This is a genomic window from Sporosarcina sp. FSL K6-1540 (genome assembly GCF_038620285.1).
GTDB classification, from domain to species: domain Bacteria; phylum Bacillota; class Bacilli; order Bacillales_A; family Planococcaceae; genus Sporosarcina; species Sporosarcina psychrophila.
The window spans coordinates 1,703,155-1,720,863 of the sequence record NZ_CP152018.1; the positions used below are offsets into that span (position 1 = coordinate 1,703,155).

Below are 17,709 nucleotides of genomic sequence, written 5' to 3' on the forward strand. Positions count from 1 at the left end.
ATGAAGTATTTCGTTATTTTTAAAAAGCTTTAGGAGTATTCGTTGTTAGTAAGTTGCGAAGATCTTTTAAAGCAGAAACGCCCGATAATGAAATGGAAACTTTCATTTCTTGAAGGATATTCTCCAATACTTTTTCAACGCCTTTTTGTCCATCTACCGCTAATCCGTACACGAATGGCCTGCCGATTAAAACTGCATCAGCCCCCAGTGCAAGTGCTTTGACAACATCTGTGCCTCGACGAACTCCGCTATCTAATAGTACAGGAATTTCACCTCCTACCGCTTCTACGATTGCTGGTAGAGCATCAATACTAGTAATAACCCCGTCAAGCTGACGCCCGCCGTGGTTTGAAACGATAATGCCATCAATGCCGTTTTCGATAGCGAGCTTTGCATCTTCCGGATGTAAAATCCCTTTTAAGAGGATTGGCAAGGACGTTCTTTTCTTTAACTCCATGACTTTGGCCCAACTTAGTGTAGGGTGGTAAACATTATCCAGTATCCCTTGAATGATGGAGTCAAAATCGTTAGTTGGAATGGAGGACAAAAATACCGGATCTGTTTCATAGTTCGCTTTGCCGAATCCTAGTTTCAAAGGGGAATATTGATTGCGTACGTCCTCTTCACGCCATCCCATCATCACTGTGTCAACTGTTAAGACAATGGCCTCAAAACCAGCTTCCTCGGCTCTCTTGACCATGCTATAACCAATTTCATCGTTAGTGCTTGACCAGTAGAGCTGAAACCATTTTGGACTGTCGCCAGTAGCTTCTGCAACCTCCTCAATTGAAAAGCCAGATACTGTACTTTGAATGAATGGAATGCCAAGCGTGGCTGCTGCTTTAGCGGTAGCAATCTCGCCCTCTTCATGTGCGATTTTTTGCATGCCCACAGGTGCAATTAATAGAGGAGAAGGATATGTATGGCCGAATAATTTTACAGACGTGTCCAATGTAGAAACATCATTTAGAAATCGGGGGACAATGGAATATTTTGAAAAAGAGGAGACGTTTTTTCGCAACGTCTCTTCACCACCCGCCCCAGATTGGATATAGCCGAATGCACCAGCGGGCATCTTTTCTTTAGCAGCCGCTTCCAATTCTTTGAATGAAACCGGAAATGATTCATCAGGTGTGATGTTTTGTAATAGTAAGTCGTTGTTTCTAGTTAAAGTCAAATCGATTCATACCCTTCATAAGGAAATTGGTTTTCTTTTAATAAAAAACACTTGAATCTTTGAAATAAGTTTTACTAGCTGGCCGCTCTTCTAAGAAGTTTTTCATAGAATTAATAATAGTAGTAATCGTATATTCATTTGAAATTAAAGTCAATCGCAATTTATTTAAAATAGTCTAAAAGTACAGGCGGTCTATGCTGCATGAATAAAACAACAATGGGTCACGTCTGTTGATTAACCATTTATTCGAATAAAATACTGGTGAGCAGGGCTTAAAATAATCCTTTTTCACTGGATCATTTCCGGTTCGCTTTCGGCGAATTAATCACGACACATTTACCGTGAGGCAAGTGTGGCTAGAAGTGACTCCGTCACTTCTAGCCACACTTTTTTCAGTAATCCTGTTGCGAATAGTTGCGTGTCGCATTCCTACATATCTAGACGTCCCGGTAATCGTATAGAAGTCACTCTATCCAAAGCAGTCCAAAGTCAACTATACACATAGCGCCCAGTAGGTGGTCACGTTACTCACTGGTTACTTTGGTTAATCAACAGACATGACAATGGGTTTTATTTATAAACAATGCATTGCCTTCTCGGCTTCATCCCACGGGACGGAATAGCCTTTTCCTTTGGTCAAGAAAATGGAAGTGGATGAGTATTCGGGATCCGCTTCTTTGTTATAACCGATTTCTTCAATGACTTGTTCCTGGTTATGACAGCGGTCATAGCCCCCGAATAACAGGCTAAGCGTTCCTTTACCGTGGGTGAATGAAGCAAAGACGGTGCTGTAATTCATAAAAGTAGCAACTGGCACACGCCCTTTTACAATAACTTTTTCGCCAATTGTTTCTGGTGCGTCAAAGCTGCCATGTGCTTGTTGAATGTCTGACAGCACTCTTCCCATATTATCCAAGTCCACTTTTATTTTGAAATCGTAGTAGGGTTCGAGCAACGTATTGGGTACTTGTTCTAAACCTTGTCGCAGAGCCCGGAAAGTAGCCTCTCTAAAGTCACCTCCAGATGTGTACTCGTTATGACTTCGTCCTGTCAGTAACGTTACTTTGACATCTGTGAGAGCTGAGCCGGTTAATAAACCATGATGCTCTCGTTCGAATAAATGGCTGCGTACTACGTTTTGGTGACCAATAAGTAAATCGTTTGCATGGCAGACGTTGTCGAACTGTATGCCACTATTCCTTTCGGTTGGTTCAATTAAAAGATGTACTTCCGCGTAATGCCTTAAAGGTTCAAAATGACCATAACCCGTTACGGATGTTTCAATGGTTTCCTTATACAGGATTTTAGGTTCACCGAAGGAGACTTGAATCGAAAAACGCTCGTTAACAATTTGTTGGAGTACTTCGAGCTGGATGACGCCCATAACGTGAACATGAATTTCTTGAAAATGTTCATCCCAGAAGACGCGCAAAGAAGGATCCTCCGCATCGAGTAGGTTAAAACATCGAAGTACTTCTTTCACATGGATGGCAGCGTCGAAAATAACTTTTGACTTAAGGGTAGGCATCATGTCAAAGGTCGCTTTTTCTTCTAGTGCTCCAACGCCATCACCAATGGCCGCTTGCGTTAATCCAGTAACGGCGAACAGTTCACCGGCATGAACATGATCGATTGCTTTGAACTTATTACCGTTATAAACGCGTATCTGTGTCACTTTCTCCGTGTAATCTCCATAATTCACTCCATCCCTGACGCTTAGCGTACCGCTTAGTGATTTAAGGAAAGTGACCCTGTTACCACTGTCATCATGGCGGATTTTATAGACCTGTGCAGCGAAATCACTATCATCATCGTAAGAAGTTGTTGTCAATAAATCGAGCTTCTCGAAAAACGCCATGACACCAATGTCCTTGAGTGCAGAACCGCTGGAGAGGGCGAAGATTTTATTGTCGCTAATCATTTTCTTTAATGTTGCAAGCCACAAATCGTTGTCGTAACCTGATTCCAAATAGGTCTCAAGAAGTGCTTCATCACGTTCTGCGATAAATTCAATGAGTTCATCTTCCATAATTCCTTCATTGAAAGAGGATGTAAGGTCACAGATGTCTTCCGATAGATTGGTGCGAATTTCATGGAGTACACTTGCAATGTCGGTTCCTTCACGGTCCGTTTTATTGATGAAAAAGAATGTGGGTACCTGATGTTTGCGGAGCAGTTGCCACACGGTTTCCGTATGACCTTCCACGCCATCGCTTGCGCTAATGATAATAATGGCATAATCCATTACTTGAATAGCGCGTTCCATTTCAGGAGAAAAATCGACGTGTCCAGGTGTGTCGATAATGTAGTAGGTAGATCCGTTATAGGAAATGGATGCCTGGTCTGCAAAAACCGTAATACCTCTTTCTTTCTCGATTGTATGGCTATCGAGGAAAGCGTCTTTATGGTCCACGCGCCCTCTTTGTTTAATGCTTTTTGTATGATAAAGCAGTTGTTCAGAAAAAGTTGTTTTTCCTGCATCTACATGTGCAAGTATGCCAATTGTTTTATACATGATGTCACTCCTGTCCGATTCTTGCTACTACCAGTAGTATAGCAAATCTGAATTGGGCGAATGACCTTAAATAGGTGTTATACTGTAAAGACAAACTGAATGTGAAGGAGGAATCAGATTTTGAAATATTCAAGAACGAAAATGGAACAGCTTGTAAAGAATGATAAAGAGCTGTCAAAACGTCTGAAACAGATAATGGCAGAGCTTGACTTAGAGAAGAGTTTTGCTTTGAAAGCGTTGTATCATGCGGATGTAAAAGACGGTGGTACGCATCAGAGAAATTATCAGGAACTGTAAGTACATTAAAAGCGTGGAAAGTCTATTATGACTGCCACGCTTTTTTTGATGCCTTTTTCACCGGATCATTTTCAGTCCGCTTTCGGCGAACTTTTCATTGCTCCTAGTTAATCCTGTTGCGAATAGTTGCCTGTCGCATCCCTACACATCAAGACATCTCGGTAATCATATAGAGGTCGTTCAATTCAAAGCAATTCAAAGTAATTGTACAAGAAGCGGCTATATATGTTGAATTAAAGAATCCTATTGAATCAGTTGTGGTGCTCAATAATGAGAGAGCTGTTATTCGGGTTGTGGATTGTAGATCGCTTGGCGCTTTGGGGATGCCTTTCACCGTAAGCCTGGATTAGCGCTTCGCATCCAGTCTTACGGCTTCGGCGACCCCTTTGCCGCGCCTTCGCTAGGTTGTATATTTTCGAGAGAAATGTAATTTTGAGATGTATATGGCGAGATTGTAAGGTGATTACTAGTTGATATTATATAAATTGAAATAAAGAATTCCATTGAACCGCTACGGCGCTAGGAGATGCCTCCCGCCATAAGCCAGATGAGGTATTCTTTAACCTATCTGGAATAACCTCTTGGCATTAACTGTATAATTTCTGCAAAGAACGCAGAAATTATACAAACCGAACTCTTCGTTGTTCGGTTGGCGACCCCTGTTAAGGCGCCTTCGCTCAGTATATATACCGGATTCAACATATATAATTATAGTCAAGAAATCCACAATCCAGGTTGCAGATTTCATCCCAGATAATGAAATGCGTTATCTCACATAGACCACCCAGCGCAGGCGCGTCTTCGTGGTAGCCGGAGCGATAAGACTGAAAGCGGTCTCCTTTCTGGCTTATCGCGGGAGGCATCCACAAAGCGTCGAAGCGGTATTGGCGGGAATTCTAATTTGCTCTAATTATTAGGGCTTTTTCAGTGGCCTCCCAAAAGCCCTTGTAGTGTAAACGCCGTATTCATTTGTTCAACATATATAGTGTTGGATTCAGTTATTTACTGGTTGTTTTTTCAGCTTAATCTTCTGGTGAACCGATTACTTCGTGTTTGATTTCATCGAATGCTTTTTGGAGGTTACGTGAATAAAGGTTTTTTTCCTCTTCGTTTATAGTTGTTGTTTTTCCAATCTGTTCTTCGTAATAAGAATAGGTTGAAGACAGTGATTGTGATTCGCTTATGATGAGGTTTGTCATTAAGACATGTTTGAATGCGTCCAGATAATATTCTTTTGTTCCAAGTTTCATTGGCTAAAATCCCTTTCTTTTATGGAAATAAAAAAGCATCTTCCTAGTTAAACGTAAGGAAGATGCTAGTATGCGTAAATTTGTATGGTCGCTTGTTGCCGTAACGAATGGTTCGTAAACAGAAGTACACTATTGACTGCACAGTGAAATAAGAGGTATTGAGTCCTCTTATGTTTCTTTTGTATTACGTTCTTTCGTACGGCGGCTTTTACAAGAAATTGCTCGATCATAGCCGCACTTAACACCTCCTATCCGCGTAGGGAATTGGTGTGTACTGAAATAGGCAGGTCTCCTGGCTCATGATCATCGCTTTCTTTTCCCTTCCCATTCGTAACGAACAGTGGATTTGAAAAGAGTACTCCCATTTACAGTTGCGGGACAGCGTCGGTTTTTCACCGAACTTCCCTTTTAAGCTTTTATACAAACGTAAAAAAGCACCTAATTTCTACACGTTATTCAGTTGTGCTTTTACTATAACATACATATTGTCTGACTTAACACGATTGCTAAACAAGGGGTTCATTAATGGCCCATTACCGCAAATTTGGACAAGAAAATGTCTATCCCTCTTACTATAATCAAGCTGGGGGGATAGAAAATGAATAAAATAAAAACAACAGATCCATATCGAGTTTACATTTCTACATGCTTCTTATCACAATTATTTTTCACATTTATATTTACGGTGAACTTGTTGTACCATGTGCAAACTGTAAAGCTTGATCCGCTTCAACTTGTGTTAATTGGGACCGTTTTGGAGCTTTCCGTTTTTCTTTTTGAGATTCCAACTGGGGTTGTTTCGGATTTGAAAAGTCGGAAGTTATCTTTAATAATTGGGTATATATTAATAGGAATCGGTTTTTTAATTGAAGGGGTATTTCCCTATTTTGTAACAGTGCTAGTGGCTCAAATTGCATGGGGGATTGGCTATACCTTTACTAGCGGCTCTCAGCAAGCCTGGATTGCAGATGAAATAGGGGAGGAACGTGCTTCACTGGCATTTATAAAAGGGGCAAAGGCCGGTAATCTTGGCCAAATTATAGCTATTCCGCTCAGTATTTTAATGGGCTATTTTATGATTAACCTACCAATCATTATCGGCGGGCTATGTATGATTGGATTAGCCGTCTATTTAATGATTTTTATGAAAGAAGAAAACTTCAAACCGTTAGATAAAGAAGGAAGAATATCTACGCTGGGAAGTATGAAGGAGAATGTGGGCAATATTATTTCGCATTCCAAAGCGAGCTTCATCATAAGGATGCTATTTCTAATTGCTTTATTTGTTGGGTTTTATAGTGAAGGTTTTGACCGATTATGGATAGCACATTTTTTGGAGGTCTCAAATATATCTTCGTTAACGAATGAGAAGTTAGTTGTGATAATGGGGGGAATTCAGTTCATTTTCGTGCTTATTTCCTTTGCAGCACTCCATTTTATGAATCGAAGTGCTATCCACCAAAATCTAAGGCAGATTTATGTTGTTCTTTTTGTGGCCAGCTTCTTCATCGTCATTTCATTAATTGGCTTTGCGTTCTCAACGTATATGATCAGCTTGCTGATTTTTTATGTAATCATTCAAGTGACAAGGCAAGTCATGTATCCATTAGAGGATATTTGGCTTAATAAAATTATTCCTGATTCCTCTGTACGTGCAACATTCTTTTCGGTAAAGGGACAAGTGGACGCTATTGGTCAAATTGGAGGTGGTCCGGTAATTGGGGGTGTAGCATCGAGCTTTACGATAAAAATCGCCATCATTGTTAGTGCAATTTTGTTAACTCCTGTATTACTTTTATATAAAGTTGTCTTAAACAAGTCTAGAGAGTGAATTGATCACTCTCTATTTCTTTCTTTGATCGGCAGGTAAATTTCCATATATATTTTTTCATAATCCCAGTCATGACAGTGTTCATCGTAATATTCAAAGTCATAACATGTTTCATCGACTTCATAAAGAGATTGAGGTAGCCAATCTTCTAAAATATAGAGCCAAGTTCCCTTGATGGAAGAGACAAACTGTTCGACTTCAACAAGTGGAGTCCTAAAAACCGCATAAGTAGCATCTGGAATTTGCAGTTTTGTCAGTCCAGCAGGTAGTTGAACATCTCGATCATAATTTACCGCGAATAAATAAGTAAATCTATCTTCTAATTCGACGCTACTAAGATTGATACAATATTCTCCATGTTTTTTTGGAGACAATGCTTCGTACAGAGTGCTTTCGATTGATTCATCCGGGGAAATTCTTTGGTCCCAAAAGGCAGGTGCATCTCTTGTGTAAAAGACATTTTCGATACCACTCTCAAATGTTTTACCGGCAATAGTAAAAGCTGGTTTCTGAACAATTTTCGGTTGCATAACAATGCCACCTACTTTTTTTTGCCTAAGGCTCAAAAGGTCAATTTTTTGAGGCAATGATAGCGGACAGTGGAGCCTATATAAGCTTGGTGGACTGCCAAAATATTTCTTGAAAGCCTTTGTAAAGCCAGAATGCGTCTCAAATCCATAATCTAATGCAATTTGAATTATTTTTTCGCCTTTTACTAATTCATATAACGCGTATTGCAGTTTTCTTTTTAAAACATAGTCCATAATTGTATAACCAACATGGTTATTAAAAATCCTATAAAAATGATAAGGAGAATAACCAACCAGTTTAGCTAGTTCCTCAGGTTTAATGTCCTCTTTAATATGGTCCTCCACATAATCGATTACATGCTGCAATAAAATTAACTGTTGGATATCAATCGCCTGCCTCTTTGCTCTATAAAAAAGCTAATCATCCCTAACAGAGGGAACTGTCCTATAGCAACTCTATCATTTAGAAGGGGAATGTGAATACAATTTTTGGGCTTTAGGGACTCTTTTTTATTTTGGGAATACGTTATAAAAATAGGATAATCAAAGTTTGAGAAGTTATTTTACTATGATCCAAGATTTGAATGAAAGTACAACAGGCACATGATGCATCTTTCATTTCTTGTTAATGGTGAATTTGGTTAAGTTAAAAACTAACCAACAGTTACGTTTAGTGTTAAAATTTGGGTAATTGTAAATTGGTTGAAAACATAAGAAATAAACTTACTCGATCTTTTATGCACTCTATATGTTGAACAAATGTATACCTGCATAAAGAAAGCGAGGGCATCTTAAAAGGATTTAAACGATGAAAGTGGAAAAGTTTAATTCAATAACTTTGAGGGAGGAAGTTACTTTGAAGAAAATAATCATGTTATTAATAGTAATACTGGTTTTAACAGCTTGTGCAAAAAGGGTTAGCAATGATTATAAATTTAAAGGAGAAAGTGAACACTGGGAAGCCGAATATGTTTATAGGGGAACGGAAGTGTGGAAGAAAGATAACGGCGATAGAACGTACTCCAACGAAGATAGCTATCAATTTTTATTGAAATACAAAGGATCTTTAGAAGAGTTGTCTTCAATAAGGAAACTTGAATACGCTCATAAAACGAATTCTAGTGACGGGGAAACGACGAAAGAATTTGATGGACCCCCTGAAGAGCTATTATTTACAGCTAGCGGGGCTTCAGAAGGTGGAACAAAAATAAACGAAGATGAAGTTATACAAGTAAATGTAAAATGGGGTGACCTTGAAGAGTCATTTGAATTGCATAATAAAAGTAAGTAACCTTGGGTACTTGCTACTTGCATAAAAAAGGGGAAATAGGAGGCTTTGGCGAAAAGAAGTTTTAGAAAGGTATTTGGGTGGGGAGTGTGGACTCAAATACGTACATAAAATGAGGTGTGTATATGAAAGATCACGTGATTACAAACATTGTAGAATGTATGGCTTCCAGTGAAGAGGTTCAACGAATTCAGACAGAGCATCGTCTTAAGCTCGTTGAGTCCTGGGGAATAAAAGAAGGAAGTAGTGTTTTAGAAATCGGTTGTGGGCAGGGGGATACGACGGCTGCGTTAGCTTATATCGTTGGAGAACAAGGATTTGTTCACGGGATAGATATTGCATCTCCAGATTATGGAGCCCCGATAACTGTAGGTGATTCTGCTCGTTATTTACAGCAGTCTAAGTTAGGAAAGCAGCTTAAAATGGAATTTAACGTTGATGTTTTATCAGCAGAGGTAGATTTTCCTGAAAAAAGTTTTGACTATATTGTTTTCTCACATTGTTCCTGGTACTTAAAATCATATGAGGAACTCGAGGGGATTTTAAAGAAGGTTAGAAAATGGGGCAAGACCTTATGTTTTGCTGAATGGGATTCAAGAATTCAAATGATTGAGCAATACCCTCATTTCTTGGCCGTGCTTATTCAATCCCAGTATGAGTGCTTCAAAGAAAGCAGTCTTTCAAATGTACGTACCTTATTTACACCAATGGATATAAAGCGTGTTGTCGAAAATGCAGGCTGGACAATTGTAAATGAGCAATCCGTTCATTCTCCTAAGCTACAAGATGCGGAATGGGAAATTGCGATGGCCGTAGCTGATTACAAAGAGGAGATTAATAACCTTGTTGATCTGCCTGAAAAACTAAAATCACTAATTCAATCTGAAGTGATTTTGTTAGAAGAAGCGCAAAAGAATCATGCGATTAAACCGATGTCAACCTACGTATTTATCGCAGAATAGTGAAGTTGTACGATTGTAAAGTTTTGATTTTTCATTATTTTTCAACACCCCTTATTGTACACTGTAAGTAGGGAGTGAGAGGGGGAATGAGGGCGTGAAGAAGTACAGTAAAGAGGAGAACAGTTGGATTTTCTATGACTGGGCAAACTCGGCATATTCGATTATTATCACGACTGCGGTGTTTCCGCTTTATTATAAGGCGGTGGCGACAGATGCAGGCGTGAGTATGTCGAATTCAACTGCTTATTTGGGGTATACAGTTGCTATTGCAACATTCATACTGGCGATGATTGGACCTCTTTTAGGAACGATTGCCGATTATGAAGGATTAAAGAAGAAGTTCTTTCTATTCTTTTTCCTGATGGGGACTGCCGCGACACTTTCATTGGCATTCGTACCGGGCGGTAACTGGTTATGGTTATTGATCATCTACACCATTACAGCCGTTGGTTTTCATGGGGCAAATATATTTTACGATGCATTTTTAGTGGACGTTACACCAGAGGAGCGAATGAACAAGATATCGGCAAGGGGCTTCGGGTTGGGCTATATCGGGAGCACAATTCCGTTCATTATCAGTATTGCTATTATTCTTTTAGCAGGTAAAGAGATTATTCCACTTACGACGTCAACCGCAAGTAGGATAGCCTTTGTCATTACAGCGATTTGGTGGTTTGTGTTCACAATTCCGATGGTCAAAAATGTTCATCAGATCCATGGTATTAAGCGTGAACCAAATTTATTGGCAAGTAGTTTCAGACGTCTTGGCGGTACATTTAAAGAAATCCGCAAATACCGGACAGTTTTTTTATTTTTATTGGCTTATTTCTTTTATATAGACGGAGTTGGAACAATTATTTCAATGTCCACGGCTTACGGATCGGATTTAGGGATTAGCGCAGAAAACCTTCTTATTATCTTGTTTGTCACGCAGGTTGTGGCGGCGCCATTCGCAATTCTTTACGGCAAATTGGCGCAGAAGTTTACCGGGAAAAAGATGTTATACGTGGGAATCTGTGTTTATATCATTGTGTGTATTTATGCATTTTTCATGAAAACAACGATGGACTTCTGGATCTTGGCGATGCTTGTTGCAACGTCACAAGGCGGCATTCAAGCATTGAGTCGTTCATATTTTGCAAGGCTTGTACCAAAAGAAAAGTCGAATGAGTTTTTCGGCTTCTATAATATTTTCGGCAAATTTGCGTCCGTCATGGGGCCTTTACTGGTAGCAGTGACTGCCCAGATGACTGGAAGCTCTGCATACGGGGTATTCAGCCTGATAATCCTGTTCATTATCGGAATCATTATTCTCTCACGTGTTCCTGAACCAGATGTAAAGATAACAACGACATATTAAAATTGAAAAGCGTTGCACACATTGTAGGATGTGTGCAACGCTTTTCGATTTGTCTCTCAATCAACTTTATCGATTTTATCAACTTGCAGAATTCTGAAACCGCCTTTTTCAAGTTTTTCGGTTAGTTTATCGATTTCTGCATCAGTCTTTCCGCTTTCAAGTGTGATAACTACTCTTCGAGCAAGAACGGAACCATTATCCAGCGTGAACATGCCTTCAATGTTTTCACCGCGTAACGTTTTCGTCAGTTTTTCAATCATACCTTTAGCTTCAGTCGAAGATAGCGTAAGATTGATGCCCCCCGTTTTTAATCCGAATGCATCTTCCAACACACTTTCAACACTATTATGCGTTAATATCCCAACGAGTTTCTCGTTTTCTACAACGCTTAAAAAAGGTAGTGACTTAATTTTGATGAGTGCACTTAAAAAAGAGGAACGTTCTGTTATGAATGTATGTTGATGCTTCAACAAATGGTCGATTTTTGAATTCTCATCCCCATTGTCTTCGTACAGATATTCTATCAAGTGAACTTTATAAATCATACCTTTATAGAAGTCTTCGCTGTCAACAACGGGAATACATCTATATCCACTCGCATTGATTTGATCCAGCACTTCTCTCACGGTTTGATCGATCTTCACTGTGGCAACGTCAAGTCGCTCTAAAAGTAGGTCTCTTACATGCATGCTTGTTCCTCCTCGTTATTTCATTTTTGTTATTATCACAATTTTTAGTCTATGATAGTATTTATTATAATCAAGATATAGGAAGTTGTACAATTAATTATACAACAAATCTTGTTAATCCCAGTATACATAGACTCCAAAGGGGGGCACTGAAAAAGTACGATATCTTTCAATCTCGTTGATTTCCGTTCCGAGCGGACGCTTTCCGCGGGCACGGCTTCAGCCAATCGAACAGCAAAGGGTTCGATTTGCCGTATTTCTGCGTTCTTGGCAGAAATTAAGGCATCATTCCCTCGCGTTCCTGCGGGGTCTTCAGCTCGCGCTGTTCCCGCTGGAGTCGCCGCTCTTCACTATAATCAACTAGTTCTTACTATATAAAAAAACTTTTTCAGTGGCTTCCAAAGGGGTTCCATATTTTTTGCCAATCAATTGCACGAACTTCTAGTATAATAGAAAGAACGCAAAAGAATAAATCGTGAAATGAGTAAAAGGGGTATTAAAAATGGAGAATTTAAGTCTCAGTGCGCTGTTAGATGTCATTGGGGAAGTGTTTTCAGATGAAATCTCTATAGTGGTGTCGAATACGGAGGAGTACCTCTATTATCTGCCCAGCAAGCGGGTTGATTTAAAAATTAGGCCGGGGGATCCCGTGAAGGAAGGCACGATCGCACAGAAGGCTATTTCCCAGAAACAAAAAGTGTCGGAGTTCATCAACCGTGATGTGTTTGGTGTCCCTTATCATGGGATGGCGGTTCCGTTTTATCATGACGGGGAACTAGAGGGGTGTGTAACTGCGATTTACCCCGTGTATACGGATGGGAAATCTGTCGTTACCGTAAAGACACATGATGGATGGATTCCTGTTCCTTTCGCAAGCGTAAAATATGTTGAGGTGAAAGACCGGAAAACATATGTGATGGCGGAGGGTTTTTCAGGAACTCATAAAAATACGTTACAAGAGTTTGAATATTTATTGCCGCGAGAGTCATTTGTACGATGCCATCGCTCCTTTATCGTTAATGTTCATCACATCAAGGGAATTTACCCTGATACGCACTCGACTTTTGTCTTGGAAATGGATAATGGAACAAGAATTCCAGTTAGCCAATCCTATTCCAGTTACTTTCGTAAACTTTTAGGGTTTTAACTTGATTCGTGCTGCTTTAATCATGTATTTTAGTGCTTCACCGGATAATTCCTTGTCCAACACCTAATTCCTCATTCATGTAAGTGCTTAAGTTAAAATTAACTAAAAGTTATGAATTGAGGCGTCTATGGATGGAAAATCATATGGATCGAATTAAAAATGTTCAATTGAGAGACGTTGTTGTCTCACCGACAGAGGCGGCGTCTTGGATTGAAGACGGTATGATGCTAGGGTTAAGTGGATTTACACGTGCGGGTGACGCAAAAGCGGTTCCACTGGCATTGGTGAAACGTGCGGAAACCGAAACGTTCAAAGTGAATGTGTTTACGGGCGCATCGTTAGGGTCTGATATCGATCGACTGTTTGCTGAAGCTGATATTATACATAAAAGATTACCATTCCAAGCAGATCCAACGATGCGGAAAAAGATTAATAACGGCGATCTTCTGTTTGTGGATCATCATTTGTCGCATACCGCAGAACTTATTCGTGCTGAAGTTGTCGAGCCAATTGACTTTGCAATTTTGGAAGCGGTTTCAATAACGGAAGACGGAATGATTATTCCAACGACCTCGGTTGGTAACTCATTGACGTTCGCGCAACATGCAAAAGCAATTATTATAGAAATTAATATGGCGCAGTCTACACAATTGGAAGGGCTGCATGATTTATACGATCCGGGTAAACAGGGTGAAAGGTCGCCGATTCAGTTAATGAAAGTAGATGACCGGATTGGTACGATTGGCATTCCTATTGACATGAAAAAGGTAAAAGGAATCGTCTTCACAGACCAACTGGATTCTCCTTCTACGATTGTAGCGCCTGATCAAGAAACAGAAATTATGGCAGAGCATTTATTAACGTTCCTTCGTACTGAGATTCAAGCAGGTCGGTTAACTGAACGTCTAGCACCATTACAGTCAGGAATTGGATCGGTAGCGAATGCAGTTCTTCACGGAATGATCAACTCAGAATTCAAGGATTTAGAAGTATATTCAGAAGTACTGCAGGATTCTGTGTTTGATTTGATTGATGCAGGAAAAGTACGTTTCGCATCTTGTGCTTCAATTACATTATCTGAAGAGAAGATGGATCAGGTCTTTAATAACTTTGAAAAGTATCGAGACAAGCTTATCATGCGTCCGCAGGAAATTTCGAACCATCCGGAAATTATCCGTCGTCTCGGCTTAATATCCATAAATACAGCACTTGAACTCGATATCTACGGCAACGTCAATTCGACGCATGTTTCAGGGACGAAGATGATGAACGGTATCGGCGGATCAGGTGATTTTGCCCGCAATGCACGCCTTGCTATTTTCGTTACGAAGTCAACGGCAAAAGGCGGTAACATTTCAAGTATCGTCCCGTTCGTTTCACATGTGGACCACACAGAGCATGATGTCGACATTATTGTTACAGAGCAAGGCTATGCAGATTTACGCGGACTTGCCCCAAGGGAACGTGTGGAGCTCATAATCGAACGTTGCGCACACCCGATGTACCGCGAGCAACTTCGCGCTTATTACGAAGAGGCGCTTGAAAGAGGCGGTCATACGCCACATGTCTTGGAAAAAGCATTCTCATGGCATGCGAATTTGGCGAAGAACGGAACAATGCGAGAGCATGTTGAAGAGTTGGTATAATAAACAAATAGAAAAAGGGTTACCTGATTGAGGTAACCCTTTTTCTGTTTTTATGGTGGGGGGTTATTTGATAGCATGAAGCTTGCCACCCGATCAAATAGCGTGCGACCCGAGCATAAAGTCTAGCTATCCGATCAAATAGCATGCGACCCGAGCATATAGGCTAGCTATCCGATCAAATAGCATGCGACCCGAGCATATAGGCTTGCTAACCAATCAAATATCGTGCGACCCGAGCATATAAGTTACTACCCGATCAAATAGCATGCGACCCGAGCATATAAGCTTGCCAACCAATCAAATATCGTGCGACCCGAGCATATAAGCTAGCTACCCAATCATATAGAGTGAGAGACCGAGCATATAGGCTTGCCACCCAATCATATAGCTTGAGAGACCGAGCATATAAGCTTGCACCCGATCAAATATCGTACGACCCGAGCAAATAAGCTAGCTACCCAATCATATAGAGTGAGAGACCGAGCATATAGGCTTGCCACCCGATCATATAGCTTGAGAGACCGAGCATATAAGCTTGCACCCGATCAAATATCGTACGACCCGAGCAAATAAGCTAGCTACCCAATCATATAGAGTGAGAGACCGAGCATATAGGCTTGCCACCCAATAATATAGCTTGAGAGACCGAGCATATAAGCTTGCACCCGATCAAATATCGTACGACCCGAGCAAATAAGCTAGCTACCCGATCATATAGAGTGAGAGACCGAGCATATAGGCTTGCCATCCGATCATATAGCGTGCGACCCGAGCATATAAGCTTGCTAACCAATCATGTATCATGCGACCCGAGCAAATAAACTAGCTGACCAATCATAATAGCATGTGCGACCGAACCATATCCCCTCCGCGAACGGATCAATACATCACACTGCTGTTATGCTTTTGCTGCAAGTGCTCTTTCAAATTCCTCTTTCACGCGATGAAGAAGTTCGGCATCCGTTAGCAGCCTATACCCCGTAGACGCAAGTGCTTTCGCTCCTGTAATCAATGCTTGGTTGCCAAGCTCCGATTTTGCAGCTTCCCTGAATTCAACCGTATGGGCAATCAAGTCATCTGGCCCGATTTTAATGTATGGATGTGCAGTCGGAACTACATAGCTAATGTTGCCCGCATCCGTCGAACCTTTGCCTTTCCGTTTTTCGGTATGGACGACTTCACCAAGTGTTTCAAGTTCCACGTGTAACGTTTCATCCAATACGGAGTTCAGAACGAGGTCTTTCACTTCGTTTTGGAAACGTTCAATTTTAACGGTTGCACCCGTTGCAAGGGCGGCGCCTTCAGCAATATTCCGGACTTTGTCAGAAGTCTCGACTGTTTTCTGCCAAGATTCCGCACGGATGTAAAAACGTGCAGATGCGTATTCGGGAATAATATTGGGTGCATCGCCGCCGTGTGTAATAATACCGTGGATGCGGACCTCAGAAGGCAGCTGCTGACGCAGGGCGTTAATGCCGTTGAACAGTTGGATGACAGCGTCCAGCGCATTGATACCTTGTTCAGGAGAACCTGATGCGTGAGCTGGTTTTCCGTAAAAATGAAAATCGAGTGGGTCCACAGCGAGTGATTCACCTGTTGTAGCTGTCTTTCCAGATGGATGGATCATGAGCGCAACATCTACGTCCTTTAAATAACCGTGTCTAACGAAGCTGCCTTTTGCGCTGCCATTCGGACCGCCTTCTTCAGCTGGTGTGCCTAAAACGACAACGCGGCCGCCCGTGTCAGGAAGCGCTTCGGCAAGTGCAATCCCCGCTGCAACACTTGTTGTTCCAATAATATTATGTCCGCATGCATGTCCTAACCCAGGAAGTGCATCATATTCAGCAAGGTAAGCGATTGTCGGACCTTCTTTTCCACTGTCTTTCACAGCATAAAACGATGTTTCATGACCAGCAACCGCTGTTTTTACTTCAAACCCTGCATCTTCCAACAGCGCAACATGTTTAGCACTTGCATACACTTCTTCGTTTCCGATTTCCGGGTTTGCATGAATTTCCTGACTCGTTTGAATATATAAGTCATGGTTCTGTTCAATTGAATGGAATAATATGTTCGTCTTTTCATTTACAATGCTCATTATGAATGCCCCCAGTTCAATTATTTTTTAAGGTCTTCAAAGACGGTATCAATCTCTTCCGGTGTTAACTTAATAAGATATGATCCGCCTTTTGTATCTTCTTCGATAGCTTTTTCAATATCTTCTTCTTGATATAACTCAACGATCCGTTTGAATGTTTTATTGTTTTTTTCTTTCCCGCTTGCTACGATTAAATTCACATATGGGTAAATACTCTCATCGTCACTTGATTCTCTAAAGAGTGGATCCTCTCCTGGTGAAAATCCTGCTTGTCCAGCAATTCCGTTGTTAATAATCGCGGCAGTCACATCTGGCAATATACGAGGTGTTTGTTGAGCAACCATAGGAATGATTTCTAGGTTCAATGGATTTTCAGTGATTTTTGTCGGGTCACCAAACAATCCAAAGTCATCTGAAAGTGAAATTAAATCAGCACTTTCTAGTAGGCGTAGCGCACGTGCTTGGTTTGAAGGGTCATCTGGAATCGCAATTTTGTCGCCTTCTTTGATTTCAGAAATATCCTTAATTTTTTCAGAGTAAACGCCAAGTGGTGCAAACATCGTCGAGCCAATTGGAACAAGTTCATTTTTACTTTCTTTTACATATTGGGATAGGAACGAGAAATGTTGGAATGCATTTAAGTCGATATCGCCTTGTGCAAGTGCATTATTTGGCAATGTGTAATCTGCGAATTCGACAAGTTCGATTTCAATTCCTTCTTTTGCCGCTTTTTCTTTCAGCAATGGCCATTGGACACCATCTGCACCGTTGACACCAATTTTCACTTTGACTGTATCACTATTTCCGCTTTCTTTCCCGCCGCAAGCAGCGAGTACAATAGCAGTTAATACTGCTAAACTTACTAACCATAATTTCCTCATTTAATTCGTCTCCTTTTAGTTGAATGATTGTATTTTTT

The 17,709-nt window shown here is 40.7% G+C and carries 14 protein-coding genes and 1 riboswitch; of the genes, 7 read left to right on the forward strand and 7 right to left on the reverse strand.

Going from position 1 to position 17,709, the window contains the following annotated elements; genetic code table 11:
* Positions 1 to 19 precede the first annotated feature (19 nt).
* Positions 20 to 1,177 carry an alpha-hydroxy-acid oxidizing protein gene (locus MKY15_RS07725; RefSeq protein ID WP_342539335.1) on the reverse strand — a complete coding sequence of 386 codons (1,158 nt, stop codon included), beginning with the start codon at positions 1,175 to 1,177 and terminating at the stop codon, positions 20 to 22.
* Positions 1,178 to 1,751: 574 nt separating this feature from the next.
* On the reverse strand, positions 1,752 to 3,692 hold the full coding sequence (locus MKY15_RS07730) for a TetM/TetW/TetO/TetS family tetracycline resistance ribosomal protection protein (protein WP_187046303.1): 1,941 nt from the start codon (positions 3,690 to 3,692) through the stop codon (positions 1,752 to 1,754).
* Positions 3,693 to 3,812: 120 nt separating this feature from the next.
* Between MKY15_RS07730 and MKY15_RS07735 the strand changes: the two genes are divergently transcribed.
* Entirely contained in the window at positions 3,813 to 3,989 is a 177-nt protein-coding gene (locus MKY15_RS07735; RefSeq protein WP_187046304.1) for a hypothetical protein, read from the forward strand.
* 1,022 nt (positions 3,990 to 5,011) lie between these two features.
* On the opposite strand, the gene MKY15_RS07740 is transcribed toward MKY15_RS07735, so the two are convergent.
* Positions 5,012 to 5,239, reverse strand: coding sequence for a hypothetical protein (locus MKY15_RS07740; RefSeq protein ID WP_187046305.1), 228 nt, complete (start codon positions 5,237 to 5,239; stop codon positions 5,012 to 5,014).
* Between the two features lie 264 nt (positions 5,240 to 5,503).
* Positions 5,504 to 5,696: riboswitch (cobalamin riboswitch) on the reverse strand.
* Positions 5,697 to 5,837: 141 nt separating this feature from the next.
* Here MKY15_RS07740 and MKY15_RS07745 point away from each other — a divergent pair.
* Positions 5,838 to 7,070 (forward strand): MFS transporter, encoded by a 1,233-nt coding sequence (locus tag MKY15_RS07745; protein WP_342539337.1) that lies wholly within the window; start codon positions 5,838 to 5,840, stop codon positions 7,068 to 7,070.
* Positions 7,071 to 7,075: 5 nt separating this feature from the next.
* On the opposite strand, the gene MKY15_RS07750 is transcribed toward MKY15_RS07745, so the two are convergent.
* On the reverse strand, positions 7,076 to 7,966 hold the full coding sequence (locus MKY15_RS07750) for an AraC family transcriptional regulator (RefSeq protein WP_342539338.1): 891 nt from the start codon (positions 7,964 to 7,966) through the stop codon (positions 7,076 to 7,078).
* A gap of 490 nt (positions 7,967 to 8,456) precedes the next feature.
* Here MKY15_RS07750 and MKY15_RS07755 point away from each other — a divergent pair, with 490 nt between their 5' ends.
* The 3 genes from MKY15_RS07755 to MKY15_RS07765 all read left to right on the forward strand — a co-directional run bounded on the left by MKY15_RS07755 (position 8,457) and on the right by MKY15_RS07765 (position 11,210).
* Complete coding sequence (locus tag MKY15_RS07755) at positions 8,457 to 8,891, forward strand: hypothetical protein (protein ID WP_231885748.1); 435 nt, start codon at positions 8,457 to 8,459, stop codon at positions 8,889 to 8,891.
* A gap of 122 nt (positions 8,892 to 9,013) precedes the next feature.
* Positions 9,014 to 9,850, forward strand: coding sequence for a class I SAM-dependent methyltransferase (locus MKY15_RS07760; RefSeq protein WP_342539339.1), 837 nt, complete (start codon positions 9,014 to 9,016; stop codon positions 9,848 to 9,850).
* 94 nt (positions 9,851 to 9,944) lie between these two features.
* Positions 9,945 to 11,210 (forward strand): MFS transporter, encoded by a 1,266-nt coding sequence (locus MKY15_RS07765; protein ID WP_187046309.1) that lies wholly within the window; start codon positions 9,945 to 9,947, stop codon positions 11,208 to 11,210.
* Positions 11,211 to 11,266: 56 nt separating this feature from the next.
* Here the strand turns inward: MKY15_RS07765 and MKY15_RS07770 are convergent, their stop codons facing one another.
* The gene (locus MKY15_RS07770) at positions 11,267 to 11,899 is read right to left on the reverse strand and encodes a CBS domain-containing protein (RefSeq protein ID WP_342539341.1); all 633 of its coding nucleotides are present in this window, start codon (positions 11,897 to 11,899) and stop codon (positions 11,267 to 11,269) included.
* Positions 11,900 to 12,401: 502 nt separating this feature from the next.
* Here MKY15_RS07770 and MKY15_RS07775 point away from each other — a divergent pair.
* Complete coding sequence (locus tag MKY15_RS07775) at positions 12,402 to 13,046, forward strand: LytTR family DNA-binding domain-containing protein (RefSeq protein ID WP_067204215.1); 645 nt, start codon at positions 12,402 to 12,404, stop codon at positions 13,044 to 13,046.
* Positions 13,047 to 13,177: 131 nt separating this feature from the next.
* Complete coding sequence (locus tag MKY15_RS07780; protein ID WP_342539342.1) at positions 13,178 to 14,692, forward strand: acetyl-CoA hydrolase/transferase family protein; 1,515 nt, start codon at positions 13,178 to 13,180, stop codon at positions 14,690 to 14,692.
* An 898-nt stretch (positions 14,693 to 15,590) separates the two neighbouring features.
* Here MKY15_RS07780 and MKY15_RS07785 read toward each other — a convergent pair.
* Both MKY15_RS07785 and MKY15_RS07790 read right to left on the reverse strand, forming a co-directional pair.
* Positions 15,591 to 16,790, reverse strand: coding sequence for a M20 family metallopeptidase (locus MKY15_RS07785; RefSeq protein WP_342539343.1), 1,200 nt, complete (start codon positions 16,788 to 16,790; stop codon positions 15,591 to 15,593).
* 20 nt (positions 16,791 to 16,810) lie between these two features.
* Positions 16,811 to 17,671: a MetQ/NlpA family ABC transporter substrate-binding protein gene (locus MKY15_RS07790; protein ID WP_067204224.1), complete on the reverse strand. Its 861-nt coding sequence runs from the start codon at positions 17,669 to 17,671 to the stop codon at positions 16,811 to 16,813.
* Positions 17,672 to 17,709: the final 38 nt, after the last annotated feature.